This window comes from Terrabacter sp. AAH1 (genome assembly GCF_054456855.1).
Window position 1 is genome coordinate 37804 of record NZ_JBTJJV010000010.1, and the last position, 25562, is coordinate 63365.

The window sequence follows — 25562 nt, forward strand, 5'->3', positions numbered from 1 at the left end:
CGCGACGGCCGGCGGGCAACGCCCTCCGCGACCGACGCCGCCGCGCCTGAGAGACTCGCGCCATGGCCACCCGACCAGACGACCTCTCCCCCGAGGCCCTCGAGTTCCTCACCGTCCGGCACCTCGCGACCCTGACGACGCTGCGCCCCGACGGCCGCCCGCACGTCACCCCGGTGGGCTTCACCTGGGACGCAGCCACGGCGACCGCCCGCGTCATCACGAGCCGCGGCAGCCGCAAGGCGCGCAACGCCCTCGCGGGCGGCCCGGCGGTGCTCTGCCAGGTCGACGGCAGGTACTGGCTCTCGCTCGAAGGGACGGCCCGCGTTCTCGACGACGCGGCCGCCGTCACCGATGCCGAGCAGCGGTATGCCGCCCGCTACCGCCAGCCGCGCCCCAACCCCGAGCGTGTGGTGATCGCCGTCGACGTGAAGGCCATCCTCGGAAACCTCTGACGCGTCAGGCGACCGAGCACTCGACGCGCAGGTGACCGGAGTCAGGCGGGGAGGCGGTAGCGGCTTCGTGGCATGGGCTCGACGAGTCCGTCGGCGACGAGGGAGTCGAGGCAGCGCATGACCTGCAGGCGGTCGTCCGCGGAGTCCTCGAGCCCCGAGAGCGGCACGGCCTCGTGCGCCTCACGCAACCGGCGCAGCAGCTCGCCGCGGACCTGGCGGTCGGTGCCGTGCCAGGCCTGGCCGCGGCGGGGTGGCCCGTCGTACGCCGGTCGGCCCGACACGTTCCACGCGCACAGGTCGGCGACCGGACACTCGTCGCAGCGAGGACCGCGGGCGACGCAGACGAGCGCGCCCAGCTCCATGACGGCGACGTTCCACGTGTTCGCGGTGTCGAGGTCGGACGGCATCGACTCGGCCGCGAGCCGCATCTCGGCGCGGTTGAGCGTCGGGTTCGAGAACGCCTTGCCTTCGAGGGTGCGTGCCAGCACGCGCCGCACATTGGTGTCGACGACCACCTCCGGGATGCCGAACGCGAAGCACGACACGGCTGCCGCGGTGTAGGCGCCGACGCCCGGGAGCGCGAGCAGCTCCTCGGGCGTGCCGGGCACCTCCCCGCCGTGGCGCGCGACCATCACGGTCGCCGCCTCGTGGAGCCGCAGCGCGCGCCGCGGGTAGCCGAGCCGGCCCCAAGCCCGCACTGCCTCACCGGGAGGTGCGGCGGCGAGATCGGACGGGGTCGGCCACCGCCGCATCCACTCTCGCCACGCCGGCTCGACCCTCGACAGTGGAGTCTGCTGCGACATCACCTCGGAGAGGAACACGCCCCACGGGCTGCAGTCCGGCTCGCGCCACGGCAGGTGCGTTCGACCGGACTCGGCGTACCAGCCGTTGACCCGCTCGTGCAGCAGAGGGAGCGGGGACAGCGGGACCTGGCCGGACGGCATACGCGAGAAGGGTGGGACGGTCAGACGTAGCGTTCGAGAATGCTGGACTCGGCGAGGCGCGACAGGCCCTCGCGCACGGCGCGGGCACGGCCCTCGCCGACGCCCTCGACGAGCATGAGGTCCTCGATGCCGGCCGCGAGCAGGCGCTGCAGCGACTCGAAGTGGTTGACGAGCCGGTCGACGATGGCGGTGGGCAGCCGCGGCACCTTGGTGAGCAGCCGGTAGCCCTGCGGCGACACCGGGGCGTCGAGGCTGTCGCCGACCACCGAGAAGCCCACCGCCCGGGCGCCGGCCGCGAGGTCGAGCAGCTCGACCGCATTCAGGGTCTGGAGGTTGTCGAGGGCCTCGGGCAGGTCGAGGCCGGACTTCGTGGCTGGGAGGTAGTCGCGGATGACGAGCTCGCGGTCGTTGCCGAGCCCGCCGACGAGCTCCTCGAGCTGGAGGCTGAGCAGTCGGCCGTCGGTGCCGAGCTCGACGACGTAGTCCTGGATCTCGGCGGAGATGCGGCGCACCATCTCGAGGCGCTGCAGGACGGCGGTGACGTCGCGGATCGTGACGAGGTCCTCGATCTCGAGCGCCGACAGGGTGCCGGTGACCTCGTCGAGGCGGGCCTTGTAGCGCTCGAGGGTCTGCAGCGCCTGGTCGGCACGCGACAGCGTGGTCGGGGAGCCCTCGATGACGTGGCGCAGGTCGCCGACGTAGAGCGCGACGACGCCCATCGACTGGCTCACCGAGATCACCGGGAAACCGGTCTGCTTCGCCACGCGCTCGGCCGTGCGGTGCCGGGTGCCGGACTCGGTGGTCTCGATGCGGGAGTCGGGGACGAGCTGGGTCGCGGCGCGGAGGATGCGGGTGCCCTCGCGGTCGAGCACGACGGCGCCGTCCATCTTGCACAGCTCGCGCAGGCGGGTCGCCGAGAACTCGACGTCGAGGGCGAACCCACCCGTGCAGAGAGACTCGACGATGCGGTCGAAGCCGAGCACGATGAGTGCACCGGTGCGGCCACGCAGGATGCGTTCGAGACTGTCGCGCAGCTCCGTTCCCGGGGCTACCGCGGCGAGGGCCGCGCGCAGCAGCAGCTCGTCGTTCCGGTCCATCACTTCCCTGTTCGCAATGGGGGCGCCGAGCGCGTCCACCCCGGTCGGTCGCAGTCTAGACGGTGCCGACGGCCGGCGCGGTCGATGGCCGGCCTCCGGCGAGGCGGCCCATGGCCGCGATGGCCCGCGGGACGTCCGACACCTCGACGGCCCGGATGCCCTCGGGCACCGACGAGTCGGCGAGGCTGCCGACCGGCACGAGGGCGTGGCGGAAGCCCAGGCGGGCGGCCTCGGCCAGCCGCCGGTCGAGGCCGGTGACCCGTCGCACCTCGCCCGCGAGGCCGACCTCGCCGAAGGCGACGACGTCGGTGGCGAGTGGCTGGTCGACGACCGACGACGCGAGCGCGCAGACGATGGCGAGGTCGGCCGCCGGCTCGGTGATGCGCACCCCGCCGACGGTGGCCGCGAAGATGTCGCGGGAGCCGACGGGCGCGCCGGCGCGCTTGTCGAGGACGGCGATGATCATCGCGAGGCGCGACGAGTCGAGACCGCTCGAGGTGCGCCGCGGGGAGGGCAGCGTCGACTGGGCCACGAGCGCCTGCACCTCCGCGACGAGGGGGCGCCGCCCCTCGAGGGTGACGGTCACGCACGTGCCCGGGACGGCGTGGTCGCGGCTGGAGAGGAACAGGCCGCTGGGGTCGGGCAGCCCGGTGATGCCGACGTCGGAGAGGTCGAAGCAGCCCACCTCGTCGGTGGGACCGAAGCGGTTCTTCACGGCGCGCACGAGCCGCAGCCGAGAGTGGCGGTCGCCCTCGAACTGGATGACGACGTCGACGAGGTGCTCGAGCACGCGCGGCCCGGCGATCGAGCCGTCCTTGGTGACGTGACCGACGAGCAGCACCGCCACCCCGCGGGCCTTCGCGGCCTGGATGAGACTCCCGGCCACCTCGCGCACCTGCGAGACGTTGCCGGCCTGCCCCTCGACGTCGCCGCTGGCGATGGTCTGGACCGAGTCGACGACGAGCAGTGCGGGCGACCGGGACTCGATGTGGCCGAGCACCGTGGCGAGGTCGGTCTCGGCGGCGAGGTAGAGCGAGTCGGCCATCGCCGAGATGCGCTCGGCCCGGGTGCGCACCTGCGCCGCCGACTCCTCGCCGCTCACGTAGAGGACGTCGGCGCCGGAGCGGGCGGTGCGCGCGGCGACGTCGAGCAGCAGCGTCGACTTGCCGACACCCGGCTCGCCGGCGACGAGCACGACACCCCCCGGCACGAGGCCACCGCCGAGGACCCGGTCGAACTCGGCCACCCCGGTCGGGCGGGCAGCGGCGCGCGTGACGTCGACGTCGGCGATGCGCTGCGCGGGGGTGACCACGGGAGCCGCCGTGGTGCGCGTCGCCGTGGCCGCGCCGGTCTCGGCGACGGAGCCCCAGGCCTGGCACTCGCCGCACCGCCCGACCCACTTGACGGTGGTCCAGCCGCACTCACCGCAGCGGAATCCGGGGGCACGCCGGGTCGTCGTCCTCGTAGCCATGGCATGACCGTACGGGCCGGTCCCGACAGCGCCCGGGAGGGCCTGCCGCGCGACGTGAGAAAATGGCGCGCATGGAATCGGTTCTGCCCTACGTGCTGGCCATCGTCCCGACCATCGGGGTGGGCACGCTCTTCTACTTCGTCATCAAGAGCATCCTCGAGGGCGACCGACGCGAGCGGCTGGCGCAGGCCCGGTGGGAAGCAGCGAACGACAGCGCGGCGAATGCGGCCGAGGGTGTGGACACCCCTGCGGACAAATCCGCCGACCGCCGCTGAAAGACGCAGGTATTGACCGGGAGCTGTTCCCCGAGGCAATTCACCACAGTCCGGTCGTGCGGAGATCGATAATCACGGTCGCGCAAAGAATGTTTTCGGACGAAATGCATTCCGGCGCGTCTGCCTGTAAATTGATCCTGCCGCGGAACCTGAATTCGCGGCTTTCCCCTCCCAGACCGACAACTTCAGATGGAGAAACATGGCCCAGCGTGTCGAAGTGGTGTTGATCGACGACATCGACGGCGGAGACGCCGAAGAGACCGTCACCTTCGCCCTTGATGGTGTGACCTACGAGATCGACCTGTCCGACAAGAATGCCAAGAAGCTGCGTGACGACTTCGCGAACTGGACGGGTCACGCCCGTCGCGCCGGAGCCGCCAAGGGCCCCTCGCGCCGCCGTGCTGCCGGTTCCGCGAAGCGCACCGACCTGACCGCGGTCCGCGAGTGGGCGCGCGCCAACGGCCACGCCGTCTCCGACCGCGGCCGCATCTCGGCAGAGATCCAGTCCGCCTACGACAAGGCGCACTGACCGACGGTCCCGAACCAGAGGGCCCGGCATCCACTCGGATGCCGGGCCCTCTCGTCGTGCACGGCCCGACCGGCCGCGCCGGCTCTCACACCGTGATGTCGGCGGCAAGGTCTCCGTCGCGCTCGACGCGCTCGAGCACCTCGTCGGCCGTCAGCTGGACGAGCTCCTCGTCGCCCGAGGCGCCCGCCTCGATCTCGTCCCACGACCTCGGCGCGGCCACGGTCGGCCGGTCGCGACCGCGCAACGAGTAGGGGCACACCGTCGTCTTCGCCGCGACGTTCTGGCTCCAGTCGAGGAAGATCTTGCCGGGTCGCAGGTCCTTGGCCATCTTCCAGACGATGAGGTCGGGGTGCTGCTTCGTCAGCTCCTGCGCGAGCTGCTGCACGGTGTCGCGGATCTGGTCGCTCGTGTGAGTGCCCGGCAGGACGGCATACAGCTGGAGTCCCTTGCTGCCGCTGGTGACCGGGACCGTGTCGAGCCCGATGCCGCCCAGGCGCTCACGGACGATGAGGGCGACGCGAGCGCACTCGTGCAGCCCCGTTCCCGGGCCGGGGTCGAGGTCGATGACGAGCCGGTCGGGGTCGAGCTGCACCGCGTCCCGCCCTTCCCCTTCGTAGCGCCACTGCGGCACGTGCAGCTCGAGCGAGTTGAGGTTGACGAAGAAGGTGAGTCCCGCGAGGTCGTCGATGAAGGGGAAGACGGGGTCGCGACCCGCGCGTCGGATCCACGCGGGCGTGCCTGCCGGGATGTTCTTCTCGAAGAACTGCATGTCACCGACGCCGTGCGGGAAGCGGATTCGCGTGACGGCGCGGTCGCGCAGGTGCGGCAGGATGACGGGCGCGATGCGCGCGTAGTAGTCGATGACCTGTGCCTTGGTGGTGCCTGTCCTGGGGTACATGACCTTCTCCAGGCTCGAGAGCTTCATCCGTCGCCCGTCGACCTCGACGGTCACCTTCGGCGCCTCGTAGGGCATCACTCACCGTCCCCGTGGTCGTCGACGTCACCGGGGGTGAGGTCGCTGCGCAGGCCCTTGTATGCCGGCTGGCGCAGCCTGCCCTGACCGCTCAGTCCCAGCGACTGCACGTCGGCGACGAGAACGGGGTGCACCCAGGTCGCACCGCTCGAGTCCTCCGCGGGAACATCTGCGGCAAAAGGGGATTCGACGGACGTGAGCGCCTCGAGGTCGCGCATGAGGGCCTGCCCGGCCTTGCCCGCGAGGCCGGATCCGACGCGTCCCAGGTAGCGCAGCCCGCCCGGCCCGGGCACTCCGACGAGCACCGCACCGAGCCGGCGCGAGACCGTGCCGGTGGACTCGGGGCGCCACCCGCCGATGACGACCGAGACGGTGCCCCGGTGCGGGGACTTGAGCCAGTAGGGCGACCGCAGCCCGGGGACGTAGACGGAGTCGACCCGCTTCGAGACGATGCCCTCGAGGCCCTGCTCCTTCGTCGCGGCGTGCAGGGTCGCGCCGTCGGAGAAGGTCGGCGGCGTCTGCCAGCGCGGCCCGGCGAGCTCGAGTCGTTCGAGCGTGGACCGGCGGTCGGTCCACGTGCGCCCGAGCAGCTCCACCCCGTAGAGGCGCAGCAGGTCGAACGTCATGAGCGTCACCGGTGCCTGCTCTGCGAGCAGCGCGGCCCGCCGGGCGTCGGTGACGTGGAAGCGCTCGGCCATCGCGGCGAAGGACGGCACGCCGTCGCGCATCGACACGATCTCGCCGTCGAGCAGCATGTCGGCGTACTCGTCGGCGAGGCCGCGCAGCTCCGGGAACGCCACCGTGACGTCGCGCTCCGTGCGCGAGAAGAGGCGCATCCCGCCGTCGCGCACGTCGGCCAGCACGCGCATCCCGTCCCATTTGACCTCGTGCTGCCAGCGGTCGCCGGCCGGAATGGTCGACGTCGGCGTCGCGAGCATGGGGCGCATGGGTGCATTCTTGTTCTCATGCGAGCCATCTGGAAAGGCGCCGTGTCGTTCGGCCTGGTGAATGTGCCGGTCCGACTCTTTTCGGCCACCGAGAACCACGACGTGCAGTTCCGCCAGGTCCACGAGAAGGACGGGGGCCGCATCAAGTACCAACGCGTCTGCTCGATCGACGGCGAGGAGGTGCCCTACTCCGACATCGCCAAGGGATATGAGGCGGCCGACGGGCAGATGGTCGTGCTCACCGACGAGGACCTCAAGAGCCTGCCCTCGCGCTCGTCGAAGGAGATCTCGATCGAGAAGTTCGTGCCGTCGGAGCAGATCGACCCGCTCCTGTTCGACAAGAGCTACTACCTCGAGCCCGACAAGACCGGCCTCAAGCCGTACGTGCTGCTGCGCGACGCGCTCGAGAAGGCCGACCGGATGGCGCTCGTCACCGTGTCGGTGCGCACTCGCATGACGCTGGCCGTGCTCCGCGTCCGTGACGGCGTCATCGTGCTGCAGACGCTGCTGTGGGCCGACGAGGTGCGCACCCCCGAGTTCGAGTCGCTGTCGGAGGACACCCACGCGACGGCCAAGGAACTGGCGATGGCGGCCTCCCTCGTCGACTCGCTGTCGGGCGACTACGAGCCCGACGAGTTCGAGGACGACTACTCCGAGGCCGTGACGAAGCTCGTCGCGACGAAGATCGAGGGCGGCGACATCACCGAGACGCCCGAGGCGAAGGGCGAGGAGACCGAGGTCGTCGACCTGCTGGCGGCCCTGCAGCGCAGCGTCGACAAGGCCAAGGCGGCGAAGTCCGGAGGTGCCTCCGCAGGCGCCTCAGACGCCTCCGACGACGCGGCGGCGGACGAGACGAAGAAGCCGGCCAAGAAGACCACGGAAAAGGCGGCGGCGAAGAAGACGTCGCCCAAGAAGACGGCGACGAAGAAGGCGACGGCAAAGAAGGCGACGACGAAGAAGGCGGCTACGAAGAAGGCCAGCTGAACGATTCTCGTCACGTCGGCGGCATACGCGAGCCGGCCTCGCGCTGCTGCGCGAGGATGAGAACGTGCGAACGGCGACGATCGACGAGCTCACCCGACGGCTCGAGACCCTGCCCAGCGGCTCTCGGGTCGTCGTCAGCGGCAACATGGCGGTGCCCTGGGAGGCGGTGAAAGCCCTCGACGCCGCACAGGAGACCTACGTGCTCCACGCCCTCAACGCCCCGGCCGGGCTGCCCGAGCGTGACGGCGTGACGGTGGAGACGTGCTTCGTCGGTCCCGGCATGCGCCGCCACCACGGCCTGCGCTACGTGCCGTCGCGCCTGTCGCTCGTGCCCCTGCTCTACGGCGGGGCACTGCCGCCCGACGCGGTGCTGCTGCACTGCTCGCCGCCGCGCGACGGACAGGTGAGCCTCGGGCTCGAGGTCAACGTGCTGCCGGCCGCGATCGAGGCCTGCCGGGCCCGGGGCGGTCTCGTCGTGGCGGTCGTCAACCAGCGGATGCCGTTCACCTTCGGTGACGCGCAGGTGCCGCTCGAGCACGTCGACCTGCTCGTCGAGGTCGACGCCGAGCTGGCCTCGCACGCCGCCGTCGAGCCCGACCCCGAGAGCCGGCTCATCGGCGAGCGCGTGGCCGCCCGCGTGGCCGACGGGGCGACGATGCAGCTCGGCATCGGCGCCGTGCCCGACGCGACGCTGGCCGGCCTGACCGCGCGCCGCGGCATACGGGTGTGGACCGAGATGTTCTCCGACGGCGTGCTCGCCCTCGACGCGGCGGGCGCGCTCGACCCCGACCACCCGCTCGTCACCTCGTTCGCGTTCGGGTCGCCCGAGCTCTACGCGTGGCTCGACGGCAACGAGCGCGTGCGCATGCTGCGCACCGAGAAGACGAACGACCCCGGCCTCATCGCGCAGCAGCGCCAGATGACGTCGGTCAACACGGCGCTCGAGGTCGACCTCTTCGGACAGGCCAACGCCTCGCGCATCAACGCGCGCATCCACTCGGGCTTCGGCGGCCAGACCGACTTCATCGTCGGTGCGCTGCACTCGCCGGGCGGGCAGTCGTTCATCGCGCTGCGGTCGTGGCACCCGAAGGCCGACGTCTCGACAATCGTGCCGCTGCTCGACGAGCCGGTGACGAGCTTCCAGCAGAGCGCCATCGTCACCGAGCACGGCTGCGCGCCGCTCTGGGGTCGCAGCGAGCGCGAGCAGTGCCACGACATCATCGAGGAGTGCGCGCACCCGCGGGTTCGCGAGGACCTGTGGGAGGAGGCCGCCGGACTCGGCCTCGCCTGAGCGCCCGGGCTCTCCGCGGGCGTATGCCGTCGGGTGCGTCGATCGCGTCCCGTGGCCGCTCGTAGGGTGGCCGGCATGAGCGAACACCACTCCCGAGACTCGCGTCCCGTGGCCGTCGTGACCGGTGGCACGCGAGGCATCGGCCTCGCCCTCGTCGAGGACCTCGCCGACACGCACCACGTCGTGGTCGGCGGCCGCAGTGCGGAGTCGGTCGCCTCGGTGGTGGACCGGCTGCCGTCGGCCGAGGGCTTCGTCGCCGACCTCGCCGACTGCTCCCCGGGCGGTTCCCTCGAGGCGGCTCTGGAGTCGCTCGTGACGCAGCTGCCGCGGGTCGACGTGCTCGTCCACTCGGCCGGGGTGCTGCGCAACGGCACCGTCGCCGACGCGCCGGTCGCCGACTGGACCGAGTCGCTGACGGTCAACGTCACCGCCGTCGCCGCCGTGACCAAGGCGCTGCTGCCGGCGCTGCGGCGGGCCCACGGCCTGGTGGTCACCGTGAACTCCGGGTCCGGGCTCACCGCCTCGCCGTCGTCCGGCGCCTACTGCGCGTCGAAGTTCGCCCTGCGGGCGCTCACCGACACGCTGCGCCAGGAGGAGCGGGAGCACGGCGTGCGCGTCACGTCGCTGCACCCGGGACGCGTCGACACCGACATGCAGCACGAGCTCGTCGCGTTCGAGGGCGGCGAGTACGACGCTACGGCCTACCTCGACGTGCAGTCGGTCGTGCGGGCCGCCCGGCTCGCCGTCGACGCCGGCGAGGACGCGAGCATCGACATGGTGTCGGTGCGACCCCGCGGCTGGCGCCCCACCACCCCCTGACCGCAACACACCCGGTAGCGAGCAACCCACGGTGGTTGCAGCCCGAATCGGTTGCCCGTTACCGGGTGTGTTGCGGGTCAGATGCGGCTGGAGCCGCGCGTGGGCATGAGCGCGAACCGGGCGAACGCGAGCGAGGCGGCGAGGTCGACCTCGCGCTGCTCCCGGTCGCCCTTCCTCGTCGACACCTCCACGACGACGTCGCCCGCCCAGTCGCTGTCGGCGAGGTGCTCGAGCACCTCCGCGCACGGCTGCGTGCCGCGCCCCGGCACGAGGTGCTCGTCGAGGAACGACCCGGCGCCGTCGGCGAGGTGCAGGTGGGCGAGCCGTGACCCCAGCTGCTGCGCCATTCCGAGGGCGTCGGAGCCCGCGGTCGCCGTGTGCGACAGGTCGAGCGTCACGTTGTCGTAGGCCTGGTCGACGGGGTCCCAGTGCGGCAGGTAGGCCATGACCTCACGGCGCGCCGTCCGCCACGGGTACATGTTCTCGACGGCCAGCCGGATGCCGTGGTCGTGCTCGCGCAGCGCGATGCCGTCGACGAACCCAGCCGCATACTCCCTCTGCCAGCGGAACGGCGGGTGCAGCACGACCGTGCTCGCCCCCACCTCGAGCGCGAGCTCGATCGACCGGTCGACCTTGCCCCACGGGTCGGTGCCCCAGACGCGCTGGGTGAGCAGCAGGGTCGGCGCGTGGACCGACGCGATCGGCAGCCCGTGCAGCTCGGACAGGGAGCGCAGGGCCCCGGCCTCCTGGGTGACCGGGTCGGTCCAGACCATGACCTCGATCGCGTCGTAGCCCAGCCGCGCGGCGGTCGCGAAGGCGGTCGCCGCGTTGTCGGGGTAGAGCGAGGCGGTCGACAGGCCGACCCGGATCGTCATGCGGCCATTGTCCGGCACGGCGCATCGGCAGGTGCGAGGTGGTCACCGCCGGCGTCAGGAGACCAGGTGGTCGAGCCTCCGGAGGATGAGCCCCTCGCGCAGCGCCCAGGGGCAGATGTCGAGACGCTCGACCTGGAGCAGGTCGAGCGCGGCCTCGGCGACGAGCGCACCGGCATACAGCTGGAGCGCGCGCCCCTCGGAGACACCCGGCAGCTGCGCGCGGGCCGACGAGTCGAGCGTCGCGAGCCGTTGCACGATCCCGCGAAGGTCGCCCCGCGACAGGGTGCGCGGCACGAACGGACCGTCGTCGCGCGGGGCCGCGCCGGCGATGCGCGCGAGCGAGCGCATGGTCTTCGACGTCCCGACCGCCCGGTCAGGTGCACCGGAGGCCAGCAGGGGGCGTACGTGCTCGGCGAGAGTGGCGCGCACGTGGGCGCGCAGGTCACGCGCGTCGGACTCGGTCGGCGGGTCTCCGGGCAGCCGCTCACGGGTCAGGCGGCCGGCGCCCAGGGGCAGGCTGAAGGCGACGTCGGGCTCCTCGTCGAGACCGCCGGCGAGCTCGAGCGAGCCGCCCCCGATGTCGACGACGAGCAGGCGCCCGCTCGACCAGCCGAACCAGCGGCGCACCGCGAGGAACGTCATGCGCGCTTCGTCGGTGCCGCTGAGCGCCTCGAGCTCGACCCCGGTCTCGCGGCGCACCCGGTCGATGACGGCGTCGCCGTTGGGCGACTCGCGCAGGGCCGACGTCGCGAAGGCGAACAGGTCGCTGACGCCCTGGTCCTCGGCGACGACGAGGCACTCGCGCACGAACGCGACGAGGCGGTCGGCCGTGGCCTCGCCGACGCGGCCGTCGCGGTCGAGGCTCTCGGCGAGGCGCAGCTCGGTCTTGTGCGAGAACGCCGGCAGCGGCTGGGCGCCGGGGTGTGCGTCGACGACGAGGAGGTGGACCGTGTTGGACCCGATGTCGATGACGCCAAGGCGCATGCCCTGACCCTATCGCCCGCGCGCCCGCGCCTCCCCCGGCTCCAACGCCGCGTTCGGCGGAGTGAAGTGGGGTGAAGGCGGGGGCGTATGCCGTCAGGCGGAGCGGCGACTGAGGGTGAGCGAGCCGAGCGCGAGGGCTCCCGCGATGAAGGCCGCGATGATGCCGAGGTCGGTGAGCACCGTGGTGACCGGGTCGGGGTTGCGGGCGATCTCCTTCATGGCGTCCACGGCGTACGACAGCGGCAGCACGTCGGAGACCCACTCGAGCACGGTGGGCAGCTGGTCGCGCGCGATGAGCAGCCCGCAGAGCAGGAACTGCGGCAGCACGAAGGCCGGCATGAACTGCACGGCCTGGAACTCGGTGCGGGCGAAGCCGCTGGCGAGCAGGCCCAGAGCGGTGCCGAGCACGGCGTCGAAGACGGCCACGACGATGAGCAGCCAGAGCGGGCCCGCGACGTCGAGGTCGCACACCCAGACGGCGAATCCCGTTGCCACAAGAGCCTGCACGACGGCCAGCGCACCGAACGCGGCGGCATACCCGAGCATGAAGTCGCCCTTGCCCATGGGGGTCGTGAGCAGCCGCTCGAGGGTGCCCGACTGGCGTTCGCGCAGGGTGGCGACCGAGGTGACGATGAACATGACGATCATCGGGAAGACGCCGAGCAGGGCCGGGCCGATGGCGTCGAAGACCGGCGTGCCGTCGTAGATCCAGGCGAGCAGCCCGAGCAGGACGCACGGCACGACGATGATGAGCGCGATGGTGCGGTGGTCGGTGCGGACCTGGCGCAGCACGCGTCCCGAGGTGGCGGTGGCGAGACCGGCGTTCACGATGCGCTCCTGTCGGAGGGGGCCGGGGAGGCAGCGGCGCGGGCGGCCTCGGCGTCGATGAGGGCGAGGAAGGCGGCGTCGGCGTCGGGCGCACCGGTGCGGGCGAGCAGCTCGTCCGGGGTGAGGTCGGCGAGCACCTCACCCTCGCGGAGCAGCACGAGCCGGTCGCAGCGGGTGGCCTCGTCCATGACGTGGCTCGAGACGACGAGGGAGTGCCCGCGCTCGGCGAGGCGGCGGAAGAGGGCCCACAGGTCGCGGCGCAGCACGGGGTCGAGCCCGACGGTCGGCTCGTCGAGGACGAGGAGCGTCGGGCGACCGACGAGTGCGGCGGCGAGGGAGACCCGCGACTCCTGGCCCCCGGAGAGGTCCTGCACGAGCTGGTCGGCGTGCGACACGAGGTCGACCTCGGCGAGCGTGCGGTCGACGGCGTCGCGCAGGTCCTGGCCGCGCAGACCGACGGCGCGGCCGAAGTAGGCCACGTTGTCGCGGACGGTGAGGTCGGCGTACACGCTGGGACTCTGGGTGACGTAGCCGACCTCGTCGCGCAGGACGGGAGATCCGGCGGGGTGGCCGAGCACGGTGACGCTGCCGGCCTCGATGATCTGGACGCCGACGATGCACCGCATGAGCGTGGACTTGCCCGAACCGGAGGGGCCCAGCAACCCGACGACCTGGCCGGACGGGATCACGAGGTCCAGCTTGGGGATGACGCGCCGCTTGCCGCGGACGACCTGCAGACCGCTCACGGCCACTGCCGGTCCACTGTTATTCATCATGTGATGAAATATACTCCGGTCGGGCGATCCTGTCCACGAGATGCTGCTGCAGGACGGGACCTATGCGCTCGACCAGCTGCTCGCGGGTGGCCTCGGCCAGGGCCGGCACCTTGATGACGTAGCGCGCGACGACCAGTCCGATCATCTGCGAGGCCGCGAGCGCGCCGCGCAGCATCGGGTCGGGCGCCCCGGTCGACGCGGCGATGCGCCCGAACACCTCACGCCCGAGGAACTCGCGCAGCATCCGGGCTGCCTCCTCGCTCGACATGCTCGAGCGCACGAGCGCGACCAGCGCGTCCCGCCGCTCGGGCGGCTCCCACACGCCGAGGAACGTCTCGACGATGCGCCAGCCCAGCCGGTCGACGTCGCCCGCCGTGATGCGGTCGATGAGCTCGGCCGGGTTGACAGGAACGTCGAGGGTCTCGGCGAAGAGCGCTGCCTTGCCGTCGAAGTAGTGGTGCACGAGAGCCGGGTCGACACCGGCCTCACGGGCGATGCCGCGCAGGCTCGTCTTGTCATACCCCTTGGCAGCAAAGGACTTTCGTGCCGCATGGATGATCGCCGAACGGGTGTCCTCGCCGCCCGGTCGCCTCCCCCGCGCCTTCACCGCATCGGGCGTCGTCATGGGGACACCGTATGCCGCTCCTGCCCGTCGGCGCGTGCGCCTCGCACCCGTTGACCCGCCGTTCACGGCGTCCGACAATCGAGGTGTCCGGTCCGCCAACAAGGATCGACGGACCCGCACGAAAGAGGGTCGATGCGACCATGAAGCGATGGACGCATCCGCAGGATGCCCTGCCACTCATTGCCGGCATCTATGCAGCGTTGTCACCCATCTGGACGACAACCACCACCCGGGCCACCACGACGATGATCATCCTCGGCGCCATCGCGGCGGTCGCGGCGGTCGCCGAGCTGGTGCGTCCCGACATCCTCCCCCTCGAGGGGCTCACCGCCCTCATCGGCGTGGCGTTCATCGTCGCGCCGTGGGTCATGGGGTTCAGCGACACCCGCCCGATGGCGTGGACCGCGTGGATCGTCGGCGCCGTCACGTTCCTCGTCGGCGCCGCCGACCTCCAGGTGACCCGCATGCATCACCGCGAGGGCACCGCCACGTCGCACTGAGCCACGTGCGCCGCCCGGGCCGGTGGGAGAGCACCGGCCCGGGCGGTCCTCAGCCATCGAGGCCGGCGTCGGTTCTCGTCACGCGTCGCAGCAGGGCCTCGGCCGACGCCGCGCGCGCCCAGCGTGCCCACTCGAGCGGCCGGGTGCCATGGCTGTCGTCGCGCGCCTCCGGGTCGGCGCCGGCATCGAGGAGCGCCTGCACGAGCTCGACGTCGTCCATGTAGGCGGCCTGGTGCAGGGCCGTGCGCCCGTCGCGCCGGGCGTCGAGGTCGGCACCGGCAGCCACGGCAGCGCGCACGGCTTCGGGCGATGCGGCCAAGCGGACGTCGGCGGCCGCCTCGGCGGCCGCGTCGGCGACCGCGTCGCCTGCCGCCCGCTCGACGTGCCCTCCGGTGTCCACCACCTGGTCGGGCAGGAGGCCGTGCGCGGCCAGGAGGGCGAGCCGCTGGTGAAAGCCGTGCCGCCGTGCCCAGTGGACCTGCCGCGCGACCATCTCGTCGACGGTCTCGGCAGGCTCGCCGGTGCGCCGGGCCCACACCTCCGAGGTCGGCCGCCCGAGCCCGTGGGCGAGGAGCAGCTCGAGGTGGCTGTCGTCCCGGTTGAACATGCGGTTGTAGAGGGCCTGCCGGTCGTTCGGGTGGGCGCCACGCGCCAGCAACAGCTGCGCCAGCGGCCGCCACTGCGGGTGCCGGGGCTGTCGCGCCGGACCCTGCTCGCCCTCGCCGAAGACGCCGGTCAGGGCCGTGAAAGGGGTCGGCAGCCCCTGCCACAGGTAGCCCGCGTCCGGGTCGGCACCGGCGTCGAGCAGCAGCCGCGCGGTCTCGACCGGTCGCGCTGCGGCATCCGGGAGTAGACGACGTGGAGCAACGGGGCCCAGCGGAAGGGCCCGCCCTCCCGGCTCGCCGCCGACGGGTCCGCGGCGAGGTGACGGGCCACTGCCTCCGCGTCGCCCGCCACCGCGGCGACGAAGATGCTCCGGTCGACGAGGTGCGGCTCCTTCGCGAGCAGCTGTGCCGCCCGCGCCCACCTCGCGGGCTCGTCCCGCTCGGTGTACGTCAGGCACGCGAGCGCCAGCACGGCAGACGCGGACCCCTCCTCCGGGTGCGCGGTGGGAGGCTTTGCGCCGTCGGTGGCAGACGGGTCGAGGGCCGCCGGGTCACGGGTCAGCGGTGCGGCCGCCCGAAGGTACGCGCGCAGTCTCGGCCAGCTCGGCAGCCCGTACGCCCGCGCCACGACGAGCTGCGCGTCCGCGAGGGCGAAGGTGGTGGGGTCGGAGGGCACACCCTCGGGATGGTGGCGGCCGGCATGCGCGAGCGCCTCGGGCTCGGCCAGGCGGACGGCACGCTGCAGCCGTCTCGCATCACGGCGGAACCGCTCGAGGTCGGGGTTGGCGGGCAGGGACAGGGCCATGACGGCCTCCTCTCGTCGTGCCCGCTGTGCGCTGGTCGGGCCGAAAGGAGGTCGGACCGCATACGTCGTGCCACCAGGGAGGCTGAGCCCCTTCCCGCGCACCGGTGGCGCCCTGGACGCCACCCCCAGCGTACGCGGCTTCCATTACGTGGGCGCCTTTCACGCGTCGCGAACCTCTGCGACATAAGGTGTTCCGGTGGCTGAAGCACCTCTGGACCTCCCGCGCGTCTGGGTCGAGTTCACCGACCCCGCCGACGCGAACCAGCGCTACCGCTGCGACCTCACCTGGCTGACGAGCAGCTGGACGTGCATCTTCGGCAGCGGCTGCCAGGGCATCTACGCCGGACGGCCCGACGACGGGTGCTGCACGCTCGGCGCGCACTTCACCGAGAAGGACGACTGGAAGCGCGTCGCCAAGGCGGTCGAGGAGCTCGGCGAGGACGAGTGGGAGTACCACTCGGTCGGCACCGCCACCGGCAGCAAGGACGACTGGACCGAGAAGGAGGACGGCGCCCGCAAGACGAAGGTCGTCGACGGCGCCTGCATCTTCCTCAACCGCCCCGGCTTCCCCGCGGGCGCCGGCTGCGCGCTGCACCAGCACGCCGTCCTCACCGGTGTCGAGCCGCACACCCTCAAGCCCGACGTCTGCTGGCAGCTGCCGATCCGACGTACCTTCCGCACGGTCGAGCTGCCCGACGACTCGAGCTACCTCGAGGTGACGATCACCGAGTACGACCGCCGCGGGTGGGGGCCGGGAGGCCACGACCTCGACTGGTACTGCTCGGGCAACCCCGAGGCGCACGTCGGGCGCGAGCCCGTCTACCGTTCCAACGCGCCCGAGCTGACCGAGCTGATGGGGCCACTCGCGTACGCCGAGCTGGCGATCCGGGCCGAGGCGCACCTCGCCCAGGTCAAGGCGGTCCGCGCCCGCGGCGTGCGCAAGCTGCTGCCGCTGCTCGTGCACCCGGCCACCATCGAGGCCCAGCGGGAGAAGTGAGGTCGGCATGAGCGGTTCCACGGGCGAGCGGCCCGAGATCATCCCGTCGCCCAACATCTGGGAGACACCCGACGTCTACGAGGTCGAGAACCGCGGCGTCGACCGCGACCACGTCATCGAGTCGGCCATGCGCTCGGTGCTCGACTGGGCCGGGCTCGACGTCGTCGACATCGGCTGTGGCACCGGCTTCCACCTCCCCTACTTCGCCTCGACGGCCCGGTCCGTCACGGGGGTCGAGCCGCACCCACCGCTGGCCGCCCTTGCAGCACAACGTGTCTCGGGTATGCCGTCCGTGACCGTGCGCGAGGAGGGCGCCGCCGCGATCGGGGTGCCCGACTCGTCGTTCGACGTCGCGCACGCCCGCTGGGCCTACTTCTTCGGGCCGGGTTCGGAGCCGGGCCTCGCCGAGCTCGACCGTGTCATGCGGCCGGGCGGGGCGGCGTTCGTCGTCGACAACGACGCGACCCGCTCGACGTTCGGCACGTGGTTCCGGCGTGCCCTGCCGTCCTACGACCCGCGTGCCGTCGAGCGGTTCTGGGAGCGGCAGGGCTGGCAGCGCGAGCGGCTCGACATCCGGTGGGACTTCGACTCGCGCAAGGACTTCGAGGCCGTCGTCGGCATCGAGTTCGCGCCCGAGCACGCCGACCTGATCCTCGCCGAGCACCCCGACGCGACGGGCGTCGACTACGCCGTCAACCTCTGGCACCGCCGGTTCTGACCGTCGAAAGGCCGAGTCCGCGGCCCCCCACCGGTCGAGTGGCCACTCTTTGCCGCCCCGTCGCAGTCGAGAGGCCACCTGCGGCCGCCGCGCCCGCGTGGTCATTTCGACCCATCGACCACTGCGCGCAGATGGTCATCCCGGCCGACGCGGCGCACCGGCCCGCCTTCCTACCGTGGCTCCACGACCACAGGTCCGGACACCACGGAGGGACATCATGGAGACCATCGACACCGTCATCATCGGCGCCGGGCAGGCGGGGCTGGCGACGGCTCACGAGCTCGTCACCCACGGGCACGAGTGCGTCGTGCTCGAGCGCAACACGGCCGTCGGCGACGGCTGGCGACAGCAGTACGACTCGCTGCGCCTCTACACCTCGGCCAGGCACGACTCGCTGCCCGGCCTGGCCTTCCCCGGCGACCCGAAGGCCTTCCCCGGCAAGGACGACATCGCCACCTACCTCCAGTCGTATGCCGCCCACTTCCGTCTTCCCGTGCGGCTCGGCGTACGCGTCGAGCGCCTGACGAGGGCGCCGGGCGGCGACGGGTTCGCCGTGACCACCGACCACGGCGCCATCCAGTGTCGCAACGTCGTCGTCGCCACCGGCACCTTCGGCCGCACACCGGTCGTGCCCGCGTTCGGCGCCGACCTCGACCCGTCGATCCTCCAGCTGCACTCGAGCGAGTACCGCCGGCCGAGCCAGCTGCGAGACGGCCGCGTCCTCGTCGTCGGCGCCTCGCACTCCGGGTGCGACATCGCGTACGAGCTGGCCCAGGACCGGCCGACCGTCCTGGCCGGGCGCGACTGCGGCCAGATCCCCGTGCGATGGGAGTCGCCCGCCATCCACGCCGTCTTCCCCTTCCTGCTCTTCGCCTGGCGGCACGTGCTCACCCGCCGCACGCCGATGGGCCGCAGGGCGATGAACGAGATCCGCCACCACGGCGGCCCGATGCTCCGCGTCAAGCGCGACGACCTCGCGGCTCGGGGCGTGGACAGGCACCTCGGGCGGGTCGTCGGCGTCACCGGCGGGCTGCCGACGCTCGACGACGGCACCGTCGTCGACGCGGCCAACGTCATCTGGGCGACCGGCTTCGCGCCCCGGTTCGACTGGATCGACCTGCCCGTCGTCGGTGACGACGGGTGGCCGCGCGAGTACCGCGGGGTGGCGCGCGACGTCGAGGGCCTCTTCTTCTGCGGCCTCGCCTTCCAGTACGCGTTCGCCTCGATGGTGCTGCCCGGTGTGGGTCGCGATGCCGCCTACGTCGCGAGCCAGATCATGAAGCGCGCCGGCACGACGGCGCCGGCGGCACCCCACGCCGCCGTGCGGACCTGAGCCGGCATCCGTCAGAGAAGGTCGTTCTCGAAGGCGAAAGCGGCTGCAGCAGTGCGGCTCCCGACTCCGAGCTTGGCGAAGATGTTGCTGAGGTGCCGGGCCACTGTGCGGTCGCTCAGCACGAGGTCGGCCGCGATCTGCGCGTTGCTCCGGCCGGCAGCCACCAGTCGGAGGACCTCGATCTCGCGCTCGCTCAGTCCTGCCGGCCGGTGCGCCGGCCCGAGCTCGCGACCCACCGCGTCGACGTCCGGCTTGGCCCCGAGCGTCTGGAACGTCTGGCGGGCCGCGGCGAGCGAGAGCCGTCCGGTCTCGGTGTCGCCGAGGGCGACGAGGGCTCGCCCGGTCGCGGCCTGGGCCGACGCGGCCTCGTAGGGCATGTCGAGGCGCACCCACGCCTGGTGCGCCCGGCGCAGGTAGGGCAACGCGCCCGCCGGGTCACCACCCGACAGCTCGACGAGACCACCGGCATACGCAGCCCTCGCAGCAAGGATGTCTGAGCCGAACGACCTTGCGTACGCGTCCAGCTCGGAGGCGCACGCGCGTGCCGTCTCCGTGTCGCCGGTCGCGAGCAGCACCGCGATCACACCGGGCAGGATGCGAGCGCGGGCCACGTCGGTGCGCGTCTCCGCCAGGAGCCGACGGACGGCGCCGGCAGCGGCCGCCGCTGAGCCACGGGCGAGCCACAGCAGGGCCGACCCGGGCTGGGGATCATGCCCCTGCTCGGCACTCGTCGCATACGCCTCCTCGGCGCGCACCCAGTCCCCTCGCAGACGGTGCAGGTCGCCGAGCTCGGTGGCGGCCATCCCGATGGCGGGGAAGGCGCCGGCACGGCGGTAGCGGTCGATGGCCGACGCGAGCTCCTCGACCGCTTCGTCCCACGCCCCGCGTGCCACCATGACCTGGCCGCGGTGCAGGGCGCACTGTCCGGTGAAGGTGACGAGGCCGGGATGCCGCGCGCACCAGCGCTCCAGCACGTGCGTCCACTCCTCGACGCGGCGCAGGTCCGAGACCTCCTGACAACCCTCGATGGCGGTGCAGTAGACGTTGCCGAGCAGGATCGGCTCGAGGGTCTGGCCGGCCGTCTCGAGCATCGACTCGTCGAGGAGCGAGAGTCCGTCGGCGATCCGTCCGCCGTAGATCGCCATCCGGCCCTGGGCGCAGAGGCCCGCCGCGACGAGACCCTGGTCGCCGTGCCGGCGTGCCGCGTCAGTCGCCTGCTCGGCGCACTCGAGGGCGGCCGCGAAGTCACCCCGGCCGAGGTGCACGAACATCCGCGAGAAGCTCAGGTAGCCGGCCTCGAGGCTGCCGTCTGGCAGGTCCGCCACGATGCGCTCACCGCGAGCGAGCCAGCCGGAGGCGGTTGCATGGTCGCTCGTGAGGCGCGGCACCATCGACAGGTGGAAGGCGCAGCGAGCCGCCCGTTCGGGCTCGTTGGCCGCGACCCGCTTGTCGAAGGCGCGACGGTAGCGGTCGAGGGCTTCGTCCGGACGGCCGAGCAGCTGGGCCGCCTCCCCCGCCGACTCGAGATCGGCTGCTGTCAGCCCCTCGGGTTCGAGCGCCGACCAGCGCTCGAGAGCCGCAGCCCACTCCCCGCGCTCGAACTCGGATCTCGCGCGGACCAGCTCGTCGACGACGCCCACGACACCCTCCTTCGTCGCAGGGTACGCCTGCGACGAGGCCAGGCCACGGGTCGAGGAGGCCGCGCGTGGCCTCTCGACGGCGCAGGGACCGCCAACTTCGGCCTCTCGACGGGTCAGTCGGTGAGGTCGAGGGCGATGTCGACGATGGGTGAGCTGTGCGTCAAGCCACCGACGGACACGAAGTCGACGCCGGTGCCGGCGTACTCCCTCACGACCTCGAGCGTGAGGCCGCCCGTCGCCTCGATCTCGACCGGCTCACCCGCCGCCCGCAGCAGCCGCACCGTCTCGCCGAGCACGTCGACCGACATGTTGTCGCACATGATGAAGCGCGCGCCGGCGTCGTAGGCCTCCCGCGCCTCGGCGGGCGTCGTGACCTCGACCTGCACGTCCACGTCCGGGAAGCGCTCGCGCACCAGGGCGTACGCCGCGGCGACGGAGCCCGCGGCCAGCTTGTGGTTGTCCTTGATCATGGCGACGTCGAAGAGCCCCATGCGCTTGTTGGTGCCGCCGCCACAGCGGACGGCGTACTTCTCCAGCCAGCGCATGCCGGGCGTCGTCTTGCGGGTGTCGAGGACCATGGTCGACGTGCCCTCGAGCGCGTCGGCCCACCGGCGTGTGTGGGTCGCGACGCCCGAGAGCCGGCTGAGGATGTTGAGGATGGTGCGCTCGGCCACCAGGACGACCTGGGTGGGGCCGGTGAGGCGCGCGATGACGTCACCGCGCTCGAGCCGCGCACCGTCGTCGTTGACCACCTCGACCGAGGGCACCTCTCCCCCGACCTTCTCGGCGACGGCGGCGAGCACGAGCCCGATCACCGGCACCCCAGCCACGACGCCGGGCGCGCGCGCCACGATCTCGGCCGTGCGCACCTGGTCGGCGGGGATCGTCGCGAGGGTCGTCACGTCGAGACCGTCGGGACCGAGGTCCTCGCGCAGGGCGACGGTGACGAGCTCGCGAGCCCAGTCGAGCGGGAAGCCACTCAGGCCGTCGGCGGTCACCGGCGTCCCTCCATCCGTGAGTCGTCCTGTGCCACAGCGGTTTCTGCGGCAGCCGTGTTGTCGAGGTCCAGGCCGTCGAGGTTGGACTGCGGCACCGGCACCACCCGCGCCTCGACCGTTCCCGAGGCCGCGCGGCGCAGGTGCACGTGGTGCAGGAAGTGCTCGTCGTCGCGGGCCGGGAAGTCCTCGCGCACGTGACCGCCGCGGGTCTCCTCACGCAGCGCGGCGGCATACGTGAGCGCCCGGCCGAGGTGCAGCAGGTTGGTGGTCTCCCAGCTCTTGGGGCCACCCTGCTTCTCGGCGTCGTCGGTGACGGCACGGGCGGCGAGCTCGGCGAGCATCGCCTGCGTGCTGGCCAGCGACGACGCGGAGCGCACCGTGCCCGACCCGGCGGTCATGGCGCGCTGGACGTCGATGCGGCGCTTGCCGCGGATCAGCTCGGGTTCACCGGCAGGCTCGACGGGCGTGGTCTCGGGCAGCTCGCCGGCGCCGAGCCGGGCCGTGAGGTCGTCGGCGATGCGACGGGCGAAGACGAGGCCCTCGAGGAGCGAGTTGGAGGCGAGGCGGTTGGCGCCGTGGACGCCGGTGCACGACGTCTCGCCGCACGCGTACAGGCCCTCGATGGAGGTGCGGCCGCGCAGGTCGGTGCGCACGCCGCCGGACGCGTAGTGCTGGGCGGGCGCGACGGGGAGCAGCTGGGTGGCCGGGTCGAAGCCGAGCTCGCGGCAGCGCTGCACGATCGACGGGAAGCGCTGCTCGAGGAACTCGGCGCCGAGGTGGCGGCAGTCGAGGTAGACGTGGTCGGTGCCCGTCTCGCGCATGCGGGCGATGATCGCCCTGGCCACGACGTCGCGCGGGGCGAGGTCGGCGAGCGGGTGCTGCCCCTGCATGAACCGCTCCCCCGCCTCGTCGACGAGGAAGGCGCCCTCGCCGCGGACGGCCTCGGAGATGAGCGGCTGCTGGCCGCGCGAGCCCTCGCCGAGCCAGAGCACCGTCGGGTGGAACTGGACGAACTCGAGGTCGGCGAGCACGGCGCCGGCGCGCAGGGCCGCGGCCATGCCGTCGCCGGTCGCGACGGACGGGTTCGTGGTCGAGGCGTAGATCTGCCCGAGGCCACCGGTCGCGAGCACGACGGCCCGCGCGTGGGCCGCGCCGACACCGTCGACCTGGCCCTCTCCGATGACGTGCAGCGTGACGCCGCAGACGCGCTCCTCGGCATCGGTGAGCAGGTCGACGACGAGGGCGTGCTCGATGACCTCGATACCGGGGTCGTCACGCACGCGGTCGAGCGCGGCGATGAGGGCCCGGCTGATCTCGCGGCCCGTCGCGTCGCCGCCCGCGTGCAGGATGCGGTCGCGGTGGTGGCCGCCCTCGCGGGTCAGCGAGAGCCCGCCGCTGTCGCCGCGGTCGAAGTCGGCGCCGAGGGCGATGAGGTCCCACACGGCGTCGGTGCCCTCGGTGACGAGGGCCTCGACGGCCTCGACGTCACAGAGCCCGACGCCGGCGACGAGGGTGTCGTGCACGTGCTCCGCAGCGCTGTCCTCGGGTGACATGACGGCCGCGATGCCGCCCTGCGCCCACGCGGTCGAACCCTCGTCGAGCACCGTCTTCGTGACGAGCAGCACGCGGTCGACACGGCGCCGCAGGCGCAGCGCCGTGGTGAGGCCGGCGATGCCGGAGCCGACCACGATGACGTCGGCGGTGGTCGTCCAGCCGGGCGCGGGCGCACGCAGCCGCCGCGACACGGTCACGTCGGGGAGCCCGCTCTGCGGCATACGGTGGCCTCTCAGTCCTGGTAGTCGTGGTGGCGCTCGGTGACGGCGGACGTCAGGAGGCCGAAGCCGTCGGGGACGTCCCCCGCATCGTGCCCCACCTCGACGACGCGGTTGTGGTCGTCGACGAAAACGACCTGCGGCTCGAAGGTACGCGCCTCGGCGTCGTCCATGGCGGCGTACGCGATGATGATGACGGTGTCACCGGGCGAGATGAGCCGCGCCGCAGCGCCATTGATGCAGACGATGCCCGAGCCTCGCTCGCCCTCGATGGCGTACGTCGTGAGCCGGTTGCCGTTGTCGACGTCGACGACGTCGACCTGCTGACCCGGCCACAGGTCGGCCGCGTCGAGCAGGTCGCGGTCGATGGTGAGCGACCCGACGTAGTGCAGGTCGGCCTGGGTCACCTTGGCTCGGTGGATCTTGGAGTGGAGCATGAAGCGCTGCACGGTCTGGGACTTCCTTGGAGGGTGAAAGACGTTGCGGGTGTGAAGAACTCAGGTCTGCGTGAAGGTCTCGAGCGCCCCACCGTCGGGGCCGACGAGCACGGGCAGGTTGTCGATGAGGCGGGTCGTGCCGACGCGGCCCGCCACGGCGAGGAGCGCCTCGCCCCGGTACCACTCGGGCACGTCCTCGAGGGTCTCGGGGTGCACGAGCACGAGGTAGTCGATGAGGGCGAGCGGCTCGCGCACCAGCACCGCCCGGGCCGCCCGGCGCACGGCAGACGGCCCCTCGGCCGCGGCCGCGGCACCCGCCCGCAGGGCCGCCGACAGGCACAGCGCCGTCTCGCGGTCGGACTGCGTGAGGTAGGTGTTGCGGCTCGACATCGCCAGGCCGTCGGGCTCACGGACCGTCGGCACCGACACGACCTGCACCGGGAAGTCGAGGTCGCGGCACATGCGCCGGATGAGGAGCAGCTGCTGGGCGTCCTTCTGCCCGAAGTAGGCCGCGTTGCACCGCGTGAGGTGCATGAGCTTGCCGACCACGGTGAGCATCCCGTCGAAGTGGCCCGGCCGGGCCTGGCCCTCGAGCACGTCGCCGAGCGGGCCGGCCGAGACGCGCACGCCGGGGTCGCCGTCGGGGTAGATGACGTCGGGCGTCGGGGCGAAGACGAGGTCGACACCCGCGGCGGTGCAGATCTCGAGGTCGGCGTCGAAGGTGCGCGGGTAGCGCGAGAGGTCCTCCTTGGGCCCGAACTGGAGCGGGTTGAGGAAGATCGTCACGACGACGTGCGCGTGCTTCTCGCGGGCCGTGTGGATGAGCGTCGCGTGCCCCTCGTGGAGCGCCCCCATCGTCATGACGACGGCGACGTCGCCGTCGTCGAGCGCCGCGCGGGCCTCGCGCAGCTCGTCGCGGGTCCGGGCCACCACGGGTGTCGAGAGTGCGATGGGTGCGGTGGGTGCCGCAGGTCGTGTCACGGTTGCTCCTCCTCGTGCGCCAGCAGCTCGAGCAGCGGGCCGGCGGCGGACGCACGGAGGCGCCCGCTGAGCAGGGCCCGCTGTGCCGTCGCCCGGGCCAGCGCGAGGTAGGTCGGGTGGATGTCCGGTGCGACCTTGCGCAGCATCGCGACGTGCCCGGCAACGGTACCGGCATCACCGCGCGCCACCGGACCGGTGAGGGCTGCGTCACCCCGCTGCAGGGTGTTGGCGAGCGCCGCCGTGAGGAGCGGCTCGAGCAGGCGGGCCGGGTCCTCGATGCCGGTCTCGCCGAGCAGCTGCATCGCCTGGGCCACGAGGGTGACGAGGTGGTTGGCGCCGTGGGCGAGGGCGGCGTGGTAGGTGACGCGGTCGTCCTCGGCGATCCACACGGGCTCGCCGCCCATCTCGATCACGAGCGCCTCGCCGACCGGCCGCGCGAGGTCGACGGTGGTGACGCCGAAGCAGCAGCCGCCGAGCCGCTCGAGGTCCAGGGCCGTGCCGGTGAACGTCATGGCCGGGTGGAGGGCGAGCGGGATGATGTCGCTCGGTGCGGCCGCCTCGAAGACGGAGATGCCGTGTGCGCCGGACGTGTGCATGACGAGCTGGCCGGGGGTGAAGGTGCCTGTCGAGCTGAGTCCGGCGACGAGCGGCTCGAGGGCGTCGTCGGGCACCGCGAGCACGACGAGGTGTGCGCCCGACACGACCTCGGGGATGGGCTTCACCGGCACGCCCGGCAACAGGGTGGCGGCCCGCTCGAGACTGGCCTCGCTGACTGCCGAGACGCCCGTGACGACGTGGCCGGCCCGCACGAGCGCCGCGCCGAGCACGGCGCCGACGCGCCCTGCCCCGACGATGCCGACGTCGAAGCGCGCGGGGCGGTCGTGCGGGGTGCTCACCCACGGCACG

At 72.5% G+C, this 25562-nt stretch carries 28 protein-coding genes; 10 read left to right on the top strand and 18 right to left on the bottom strand.

The window, feature by feature from the left end; all coding sequences use genetic code 11:
* Window positions 1–62: 62 nt before the first annotated feature.
* Complete coding sequence (locus ACXR8F_RS15195) at window positions 63–452, top strand: PPOX class F420-dependent oxidoreductase (RefSeq protein WP_458801695.1); 390 nt, start codon at window positions 63–65, stop codon at window positions 450–452.
* Between the two features lie 41 nt (window positions 453–493).
* On the opposite strand, the gene ACXR8F_RS15200 is transcribed toward ACXR8F_RS15195, so the two are convergent.
* From ACXR8F_RS15200 to radA, 3 genes are read right to left on the bottom strand one after another with little or no spacing between them, the layout of a single operon-like run.
* Window positions 494–1396, bottom strand: a complete 903-nt coding sequence (locus ACXR8F_RS15200) for an HhH-GPD family protein (RefSeq protein WP_458801697.1) — start codon at window positions 1394–1396, stop codon at window positions 494–496.
* 20 nt (window positions 1397–1416) lie between these two features.
* Entirely contained in the window at window positions 1417–2493 is a 1077-nt protein-coding gene (disA, locus tag ACXR8F_RS15205; RefSeq protein WP_045187116.1) for a DNA integrity scanning diadenylate cyclase DisA, read from the bottom strand.
* Between the two features lie 55 nt (window positions 2494–2548).
* The gene (gene radA, locus ACXR8F_RS15210; protein WP_458801700.1) at window positions 2549–3964 is read right to left on the bottom strand and encodes a DNA repair protein RadA; all 1416 of its coding nucleotides are present in this window, start codon (window positions 3962–3964) and stop codon (window positions 2549–2551) included.
* A gap of 71 nt (window positions 3965–4035) precedes the next feature.
* Between radA and ACXR8F_RS15215 the strand changes: the two genes are divergently transcribed.
* Together ACXR8F_RS15215 and ACXR8F_RS15220 are read left to right on the top strand one after the other, a co-directional pair.
* Window positions 4036–4239 carry a hypothetical protein gene (locus ACXR8F_RS15215; RefSeq protein ID WP_045187351.1) on the top strand — a complete coding sequence of 68 codons (204 nt, stop codon included), beginning with the start codon at window positions 4036–4038 and terminating at the stop codon, window positions 4237–4239.
* 199 nt (window positions 4240–4438) lie between these two features.
* Window positions 4439–4768, top strand: coding sequence for a histone-like nucleoid-structuring protein Lsr2 (locus ACXR8F_RS15220; protein ID WP_045187121.1), 330 nt, complete (start codon window positions 4439–4441; stop codon window positions 4766–4768).
* Between the two features lie 85 nt (window positions 4769–4853).
* Here ACXR8F_RS15220 and ligD (ACXR8F_RS15225) read toward each other — a convergent pair whose 3' ends face one another.
* The gene (gene ligD / locus ACXR8F_RS15225) at window positions 4854–5741 is read right to left on the bottom strand and encodes a non-homologous end-joining DNA ligase (RefSeq protein ID WP_458801702.1); all 888 of its coding nucleotides are present in this window, start codon (window positions 5739–5741) and stop codon (window positions 4854–4856) included.
* On the bottom strand, window positions 5741–6688 hold the full coding sequence (gene ligD, locus ACXR8F_RS15230) for a non-homologous end-joining DNA ligase (RefSeq protein WP_458801704.1): 948 nt from the start codon (window positions 6686–6688) through the stop codon (window positions 5741–5743). The genes ligD (ACXR8F_RS15225) and ligD (ACXR8F_RS15230) overlap by 1 nt, the downstream gene beginning before the upstream one ends.
* A gap of 18 nt (window positions 6689–6706) precedes the next feature.
* Here ligD (ACXR8F_RS15230) and ku point away from each other — a divergent pair, with 18 nt between their 5' ends.
* The 3 genes from ku (at window position 6707) to ACXR8F_RS15245 (ending at window position 9782) form a co-directional block, all read left to right on the top strand.
* Window positions 6707–7672 (top strand): non-homologous end joining protein Ku, encoded by a 966-nt coding sequence (gene ku, locus ACXR8F_RS15235; protein ID WP_458801706.1) that lies wholly within the window; start codon window positions 6707–6709, stop codon window positions 7670–7672.
* 64 nt (window positions 7673–7736) lie between these two features.
* Window positions 7737–8963 (top strand): acetyl-CoA hydrolase/transferase family protein, encoded by a 1227-nt coding sequence (locus ACXR8F_RS15240; protein ID WP_458801708.1) that lies wholly within the window; start codon window positions 7737–7739, stop codon window positions 8961–8963.
* Between the two features lie 75 nt (window positions 8964–9038).
* Window positions 9039–9782, top strand: a complete 744-nt coding sequence (locus ACXR8F_RS15245; protein WP_458801710.1) for an SDR family oxidoreductase — start codon at window positions 9039–9041, stop codon at window positions 9780–9782.
* A 77-nt stretch (window positions 9783–9859) separates the two neighbouring features.
* Here the strand turns inward: ACXR8F_RS15245 and ACXR8F_RS15250 are convergent, their stop codons facing one another.
* From ACXR8F_RS15250 to ACXR8F_RS15270, 5 genes are all read right to left on the bottom strand, one after another.
* Window positions 9860–10657 carry a sugar phosphate isomerase/epimerase family protein gene (locus ACXR8F_RS15250; RefSeq protein ID WP_458801712.1) on the bottom strand — a complete coding sequence of 266 codons (798 nt, stop codon included), beginning with the start codon at window positions 10655–10657 and terminating at the stop codon, window positions 9860–9862.
* 54 nt (window positions 10658–10711) lie between these two features.
* On the bottom strand, window positions 10712–11641 hold the full coding sequence (locus ACXR8F_RS15255; protein ID WP_458801714.1) for a Ppx/GppA phosphatase family protein: 930 nt from the start codon (window positions 11639–11641) through the stop codon (window positions 10712–10714).
* A gap of 93 nt (window positions 11642–11734) precedes the next feature.
* Window positions 11735–12469, bottom strand: a complete 735-nt coding sequence (locus ACXR8F_RS15260; protein WP_458801716.1) for an ABC transporter permease — start codon at window positions 12467–12469, stop codon at window positions 11735–11737.
* On the bottom strand, window positions 12466–13245 hold the full coding sequence (locus tag ACXR8F_RS15265; RefSeq protein WP_045187140.1) for an ABC transporter ATP-binding protein: 780 nt from the start codon (window positions 13243–13245) through the stop codon (window positions 12466–12468). The genes ACXR8F_RS15260 and ACXR8F_RS15265 overlap by 4 nt, the downstream gene beginning before the upstream one ends.
* Window positions 13235–13870: a TetR/AcrR family transcriptional regulator gene (locus ACXR8F_RS15270; protein ID WP_458801718.1), complete on the bottom strand. Its 636-nt coding sequence runs from the start codon at window positions 13868–13870 to the stop codon at window positions 13235–13237. The genes ACXR8F_RS15265 and ACXR8F_RS15270 overlap by 11 nt, the downstream gene beginning before the upstream one ends.
* A gap of 140 nt (window positions 13871–14010) precedes the next feature.
* Here ACXR8F_RS15270 and ACXR8F_RS15275 point away from each other — a divergent pair, with 140 nt between their 5' ends.
* Window positions 14011–14370 (top strand): SPW repeat protein, encoded by a 360-nt coding sequence (locus ACXR8F_RS15275; RefSeq protein WP_045187144.1) that lies wholly within the window; start codon window positions 14011–14013, stop codon window positions 14368–14370.
* A gap of 49 nt (window positions 14371–14419) precedes the next feature.
* Here the strand turns inward: ACXR8F_RS15275 and ACXR8F_RS15280 are convergent, their stop codons facing one another.
* Window positions 14420–15028 carry an ankyrin repeat domain-containing protein gene (locus ACXR8F_RS15280; protein WP_458801721.1) on the bottom strand — a complete coding sequence of 203 codons (609 nt, stop codon included), beginning with the start codon at window positions 15026–15028 and terminating at the stop codon, window positions 14420–14422.
* Between the two features lie 77 nt (window positions 15029–15105).
* Window positions 15106–15780: a hypothetical protein gene (locus tag ACXR8F_RS15285; RefSeq protein ID WP_458801723.1), complete on the bottom strand. Its 675-nt coding sequence runs from the start codon at window positions 15778–15780 to the stop codon at window positions 15106–15108.
* A gap of 196 nt (window positions 15781–15976) precedes the next feature.
* On the opposite strand from ACXR8F_RS15285, the gene ACXR8F_RS15290 reads away from it, so the two are divergent.
* The 3 genes from ACXR8F_RS15290 to ACXR8F_RS15300 all read left to right on the top strand — a co-directional run bounded on the left by ACXR8F_RS15290 (window position 15977) and on the right by ACXR8F_RS15300 (window position 18828).
* Entirely contained in the window at window positions 15977–16777 is an 801-nt protein-coding gene (locus tag ACXR8F_RS15290; RefSeq protein WP_458801725.1) for a hypothetical protein, read from the top strand.
* A gap of 7 nt (window positions 16778–16784) precedes the next feature.
* Window positions 16785–17495 carry a class I SAM-dependent methyltransferase gene (locus ACXR8F_RS15295; RefSeq protein ID WP_458801727.1) on the top strand — a complete coding sequence of 237 codons (711 nt, stop codon included), beginning with the start codon at window positions 16785–16787 and terminating at the stop codon, window positions 17493–17495.
* A gap of 217 nt (window positions 17496–17712) precedes the next feature.
* Window positions 17713–18828, top strand: a complete 1116-nt coding sequence (locus tag ACXR8F_RS15300) for a flavin-containing monooxygenase (RefSeq protein ID WP_458801729.1) — start codon at window positions 17713–17715, stop codon at window positions 18826–18828.
* A gap of 11 nt (window positions 18829–18839) precedes the next feature.
* Here the strand turns inward: ACXR8F_RS15300 and ACXR8F_RS15305 are convergent, their stop codons facing one another.
* The 6 genes from ACXR8F_RS15305 to ACXR8F_RS15330 all read right to left on the bottom strand — a co-directional run bounded on the left by ACXR8F_RS15305 (window position 18840) and on the right by ACXR8F_RS15330 (window position 25561).
* The gene (locus tag ACXR8F_RS15305) at window positions 18840–20468 is read right to left on the bottom strand and encodes a LuxR C-terminal-related transcriptional regulator (protein WP_458801731.1); all 1629 of its coding nucleotides are present in this window, start codon (window positions 20466–20468) and stop codon (window positions 18840–18842) included.
* A 113-nt stretch (window positions 20469–20581) separates the two neighbouring features.
* Window positions 20582–21466 carry a carboxylating nicotinate-nucleotide diphosphorylase gene (nadC, locus tag ACXR8F_RS15310; RefSeq protein ID WP_458801733.1) on the bottom strand — a complete coding sequence of 295 codons (885 nt, stop codon included), beginning with the start codon at window positions 21464–21466 and terminating at the stop codon, window positions 20582–20584.
* A complete protein-coding gene (locus ACXR8F_RS15315) occupies window positions 21463–23241 on the bottom strand; it encodes an L-aspartate oxidase (RefSeq protein ID WP_458801735.1) in 1779 nt (592 codons plus the stop codon). Before ACXR8F_RS15315 ends, nadC begins: the two co-directional genes overlap by 4 nt.
* 11 nt (window positions 23242–23252) lie before the next feature.
* On the bottom strand, window positions 23253–23687 hold the full coding sequence (gene panD, locus ACXR8F_RS15320; protein ID WP_045187163.1) for an aspartate 1-decarboxylase: 435 nt from the start codon (window positions 23685–23687) through the stop codon (window positions 23253–23255).
* A 48-nt stretch (window positions 23688–23735) separates the two neighbouring features.
* Complete coding sequence (gene panC / locus ACXR8F_RS15325; RefSeq protein ID WP_458801737.1) at window positions 23736–24656, bottom strand: pantoate--beta-alanine ligase; 921 nt, start codon at window positions 24654–24656, stop codon at window positions 23736–23738.
* Complete coding sequence (locus ACXR8F_RS15330) at window positions 24653–25561, bottom strand: Rossmann-like and DUF2520 domain-containing protein (RefSeq protein WP_458801739.1); 909 nt, start codon at window positions 25559–25561, stop codon at window positions 24653–24655. The genes panC and ACXR8F_RS15330 overlap by 4 nt, the downstream gene beginning before the upstream one ends.
* Window position 25562 lies beyond the last annotated feature (1 nt).

What these genes read in the sequence shown, in the direction of transcription:
- ACXR8F_RS15195 (WP_458801695.1), top strand. Translation starts at nt 63, where the DNA reads ATGGCCACCCGACCAGACGACCTCTCCCCCGAGGCCCTCGAGTTCCTC.
- ACXR8F_RS15200 (WP_458801697.1), bottom strand. Translation starts at nt 1,396, where the DNA reads ATGCCGTCCGGCCAGGTCCCGCTGTCCCCGCTCCCTCTGCTGCACGAG.
- disA (WP_045187116.1), bottom strand. Translation starts at nt 2,493, where the DNA reads ATGGACCGGAACGACGAGCTGCTGCTGCGCGCGGCCCTCGCCGCGGTA.
- radA (WP_458801700.1), bottom strand. Translation starts at nt 3,964, where the DNA reads ATGGCTACGAGGACGACGACCCGGCGTGCCCCCGGATTCCGCTGCGGT.
- ACXR8F_RS15215 (WP_045187351.1), top strand. Translation starts at nt 4,036, where the DNA reads ATGGAATCGGTTCTGCCCTACGTGCTGGCCATCGTCCCGACCATCGGG.
- ACXR8F_RS15220 (WP_045187121.1), top strand. Translation starts at nt 4,439, where the DNA reads ATGGCCCAGCGTGTCGAAGTGGTGTTGATCGACGACATCGACGGCGGA.
- ligD (WP_458801702.1), bottom strand. Translation starts at nt 5,741, where the DNA reads ATGCCCTACGAGGCGCCGAAGGTGACCGTCGAGGTCGACGGGCGACGG.
- ligD (WP_458801704.1), bottom strand. Translation starts at nt 6,688, where the DNA reads ATGCGCCCCATGCTCGCGACGCCGACGTCGACCATTCCGGCCGGCGAC.
- ku (WP_458801706.1), top strand. Translation starts at nt 6,707, where the DNA reads ATGCGAGCCATCTGGAAAGGCGCCGTGTCGTTCGGCCTGGTGAATGTG.
- ACXR8F_RS15245 (WP_458801710.1), top strand. Translation starts at nt 9,039, where the DNA reads ATGAGCGAACACCACTCCCGAGACTCGCGTCCCGTGGCCGTCGTGACC.
- ACXR8F_RS15250 (WP_458801712.1), bottom strand. Translation starts at nt 10,657, where the DNA reads ATGACGATCCGGGTCGGCCTGTCGACCGCCTCGCTCTACCCCGACAAC.
- ACXR8F_RS15255 (WP_458801714.1), bottom strand. Translation starts at nt 11,641, where the DNA reads ATGCGCCTTGGCGTCATCGACATCGGGTCCAACACGGTCCACCTCCTC.
- ACXR8F_RS15265 (WP_045187140.1), bottom strand. Translation starts at nt 13,245, where the DNA reads ATGATGAATAACAGTGGACCGGCAGTGGCCGTGAGCGGTCTGCAGGTC.
- ACXR8F_RS15270 (WP_458801718.1), bottom strand. Translation starts at nt 13,870, where the DNA reads ATGACGACGCCCGATGCGGTGAAGGCGCGGGGGAGGCGACCGGGCGGC.
- ACXR8F_RS15275 (WP_045187144.1), top strand. Translation starts at nt 14,011, where the DNA reads ATGAAGCGATGGACGCATCCGCAGGATGCCCTGCCACTCATTGCCGGC.
- ACXR8F_RS15285 (WP_458801723.1), bottom strand. Translation starts at nt 15,780, where the DNA reads ATGGCCCTGTCCCTGCCCGCCAACCCCGACCTCGAGCGGTTCCGCCGT.
- ACXR8F_RS15295 (WP_458801727.1), top strand. Translation starts at nt 16,785, where the DNA reads ATGAGCGGTTCCACGGGCGAGCGGCCCGAGATCATCCCGTCGCCCAAC.
- ACXR8F_RS15300 (WP_458801729.1), top strand. Translation starts at nt 17,713, where the DNA reads ATGGAGACCATCGACACCGTCATCATCGGCGCCGGGCAGGCGGGGCTG.
- ACXR8F_RS15315 (WP_458801735.1), bottom strand. Translation starts at nt 23,241, where the DNA reads ATGCCGCAGAGCGGGCTCCCCGACGTGACCGTGTCGCGGCGGCTGCGT.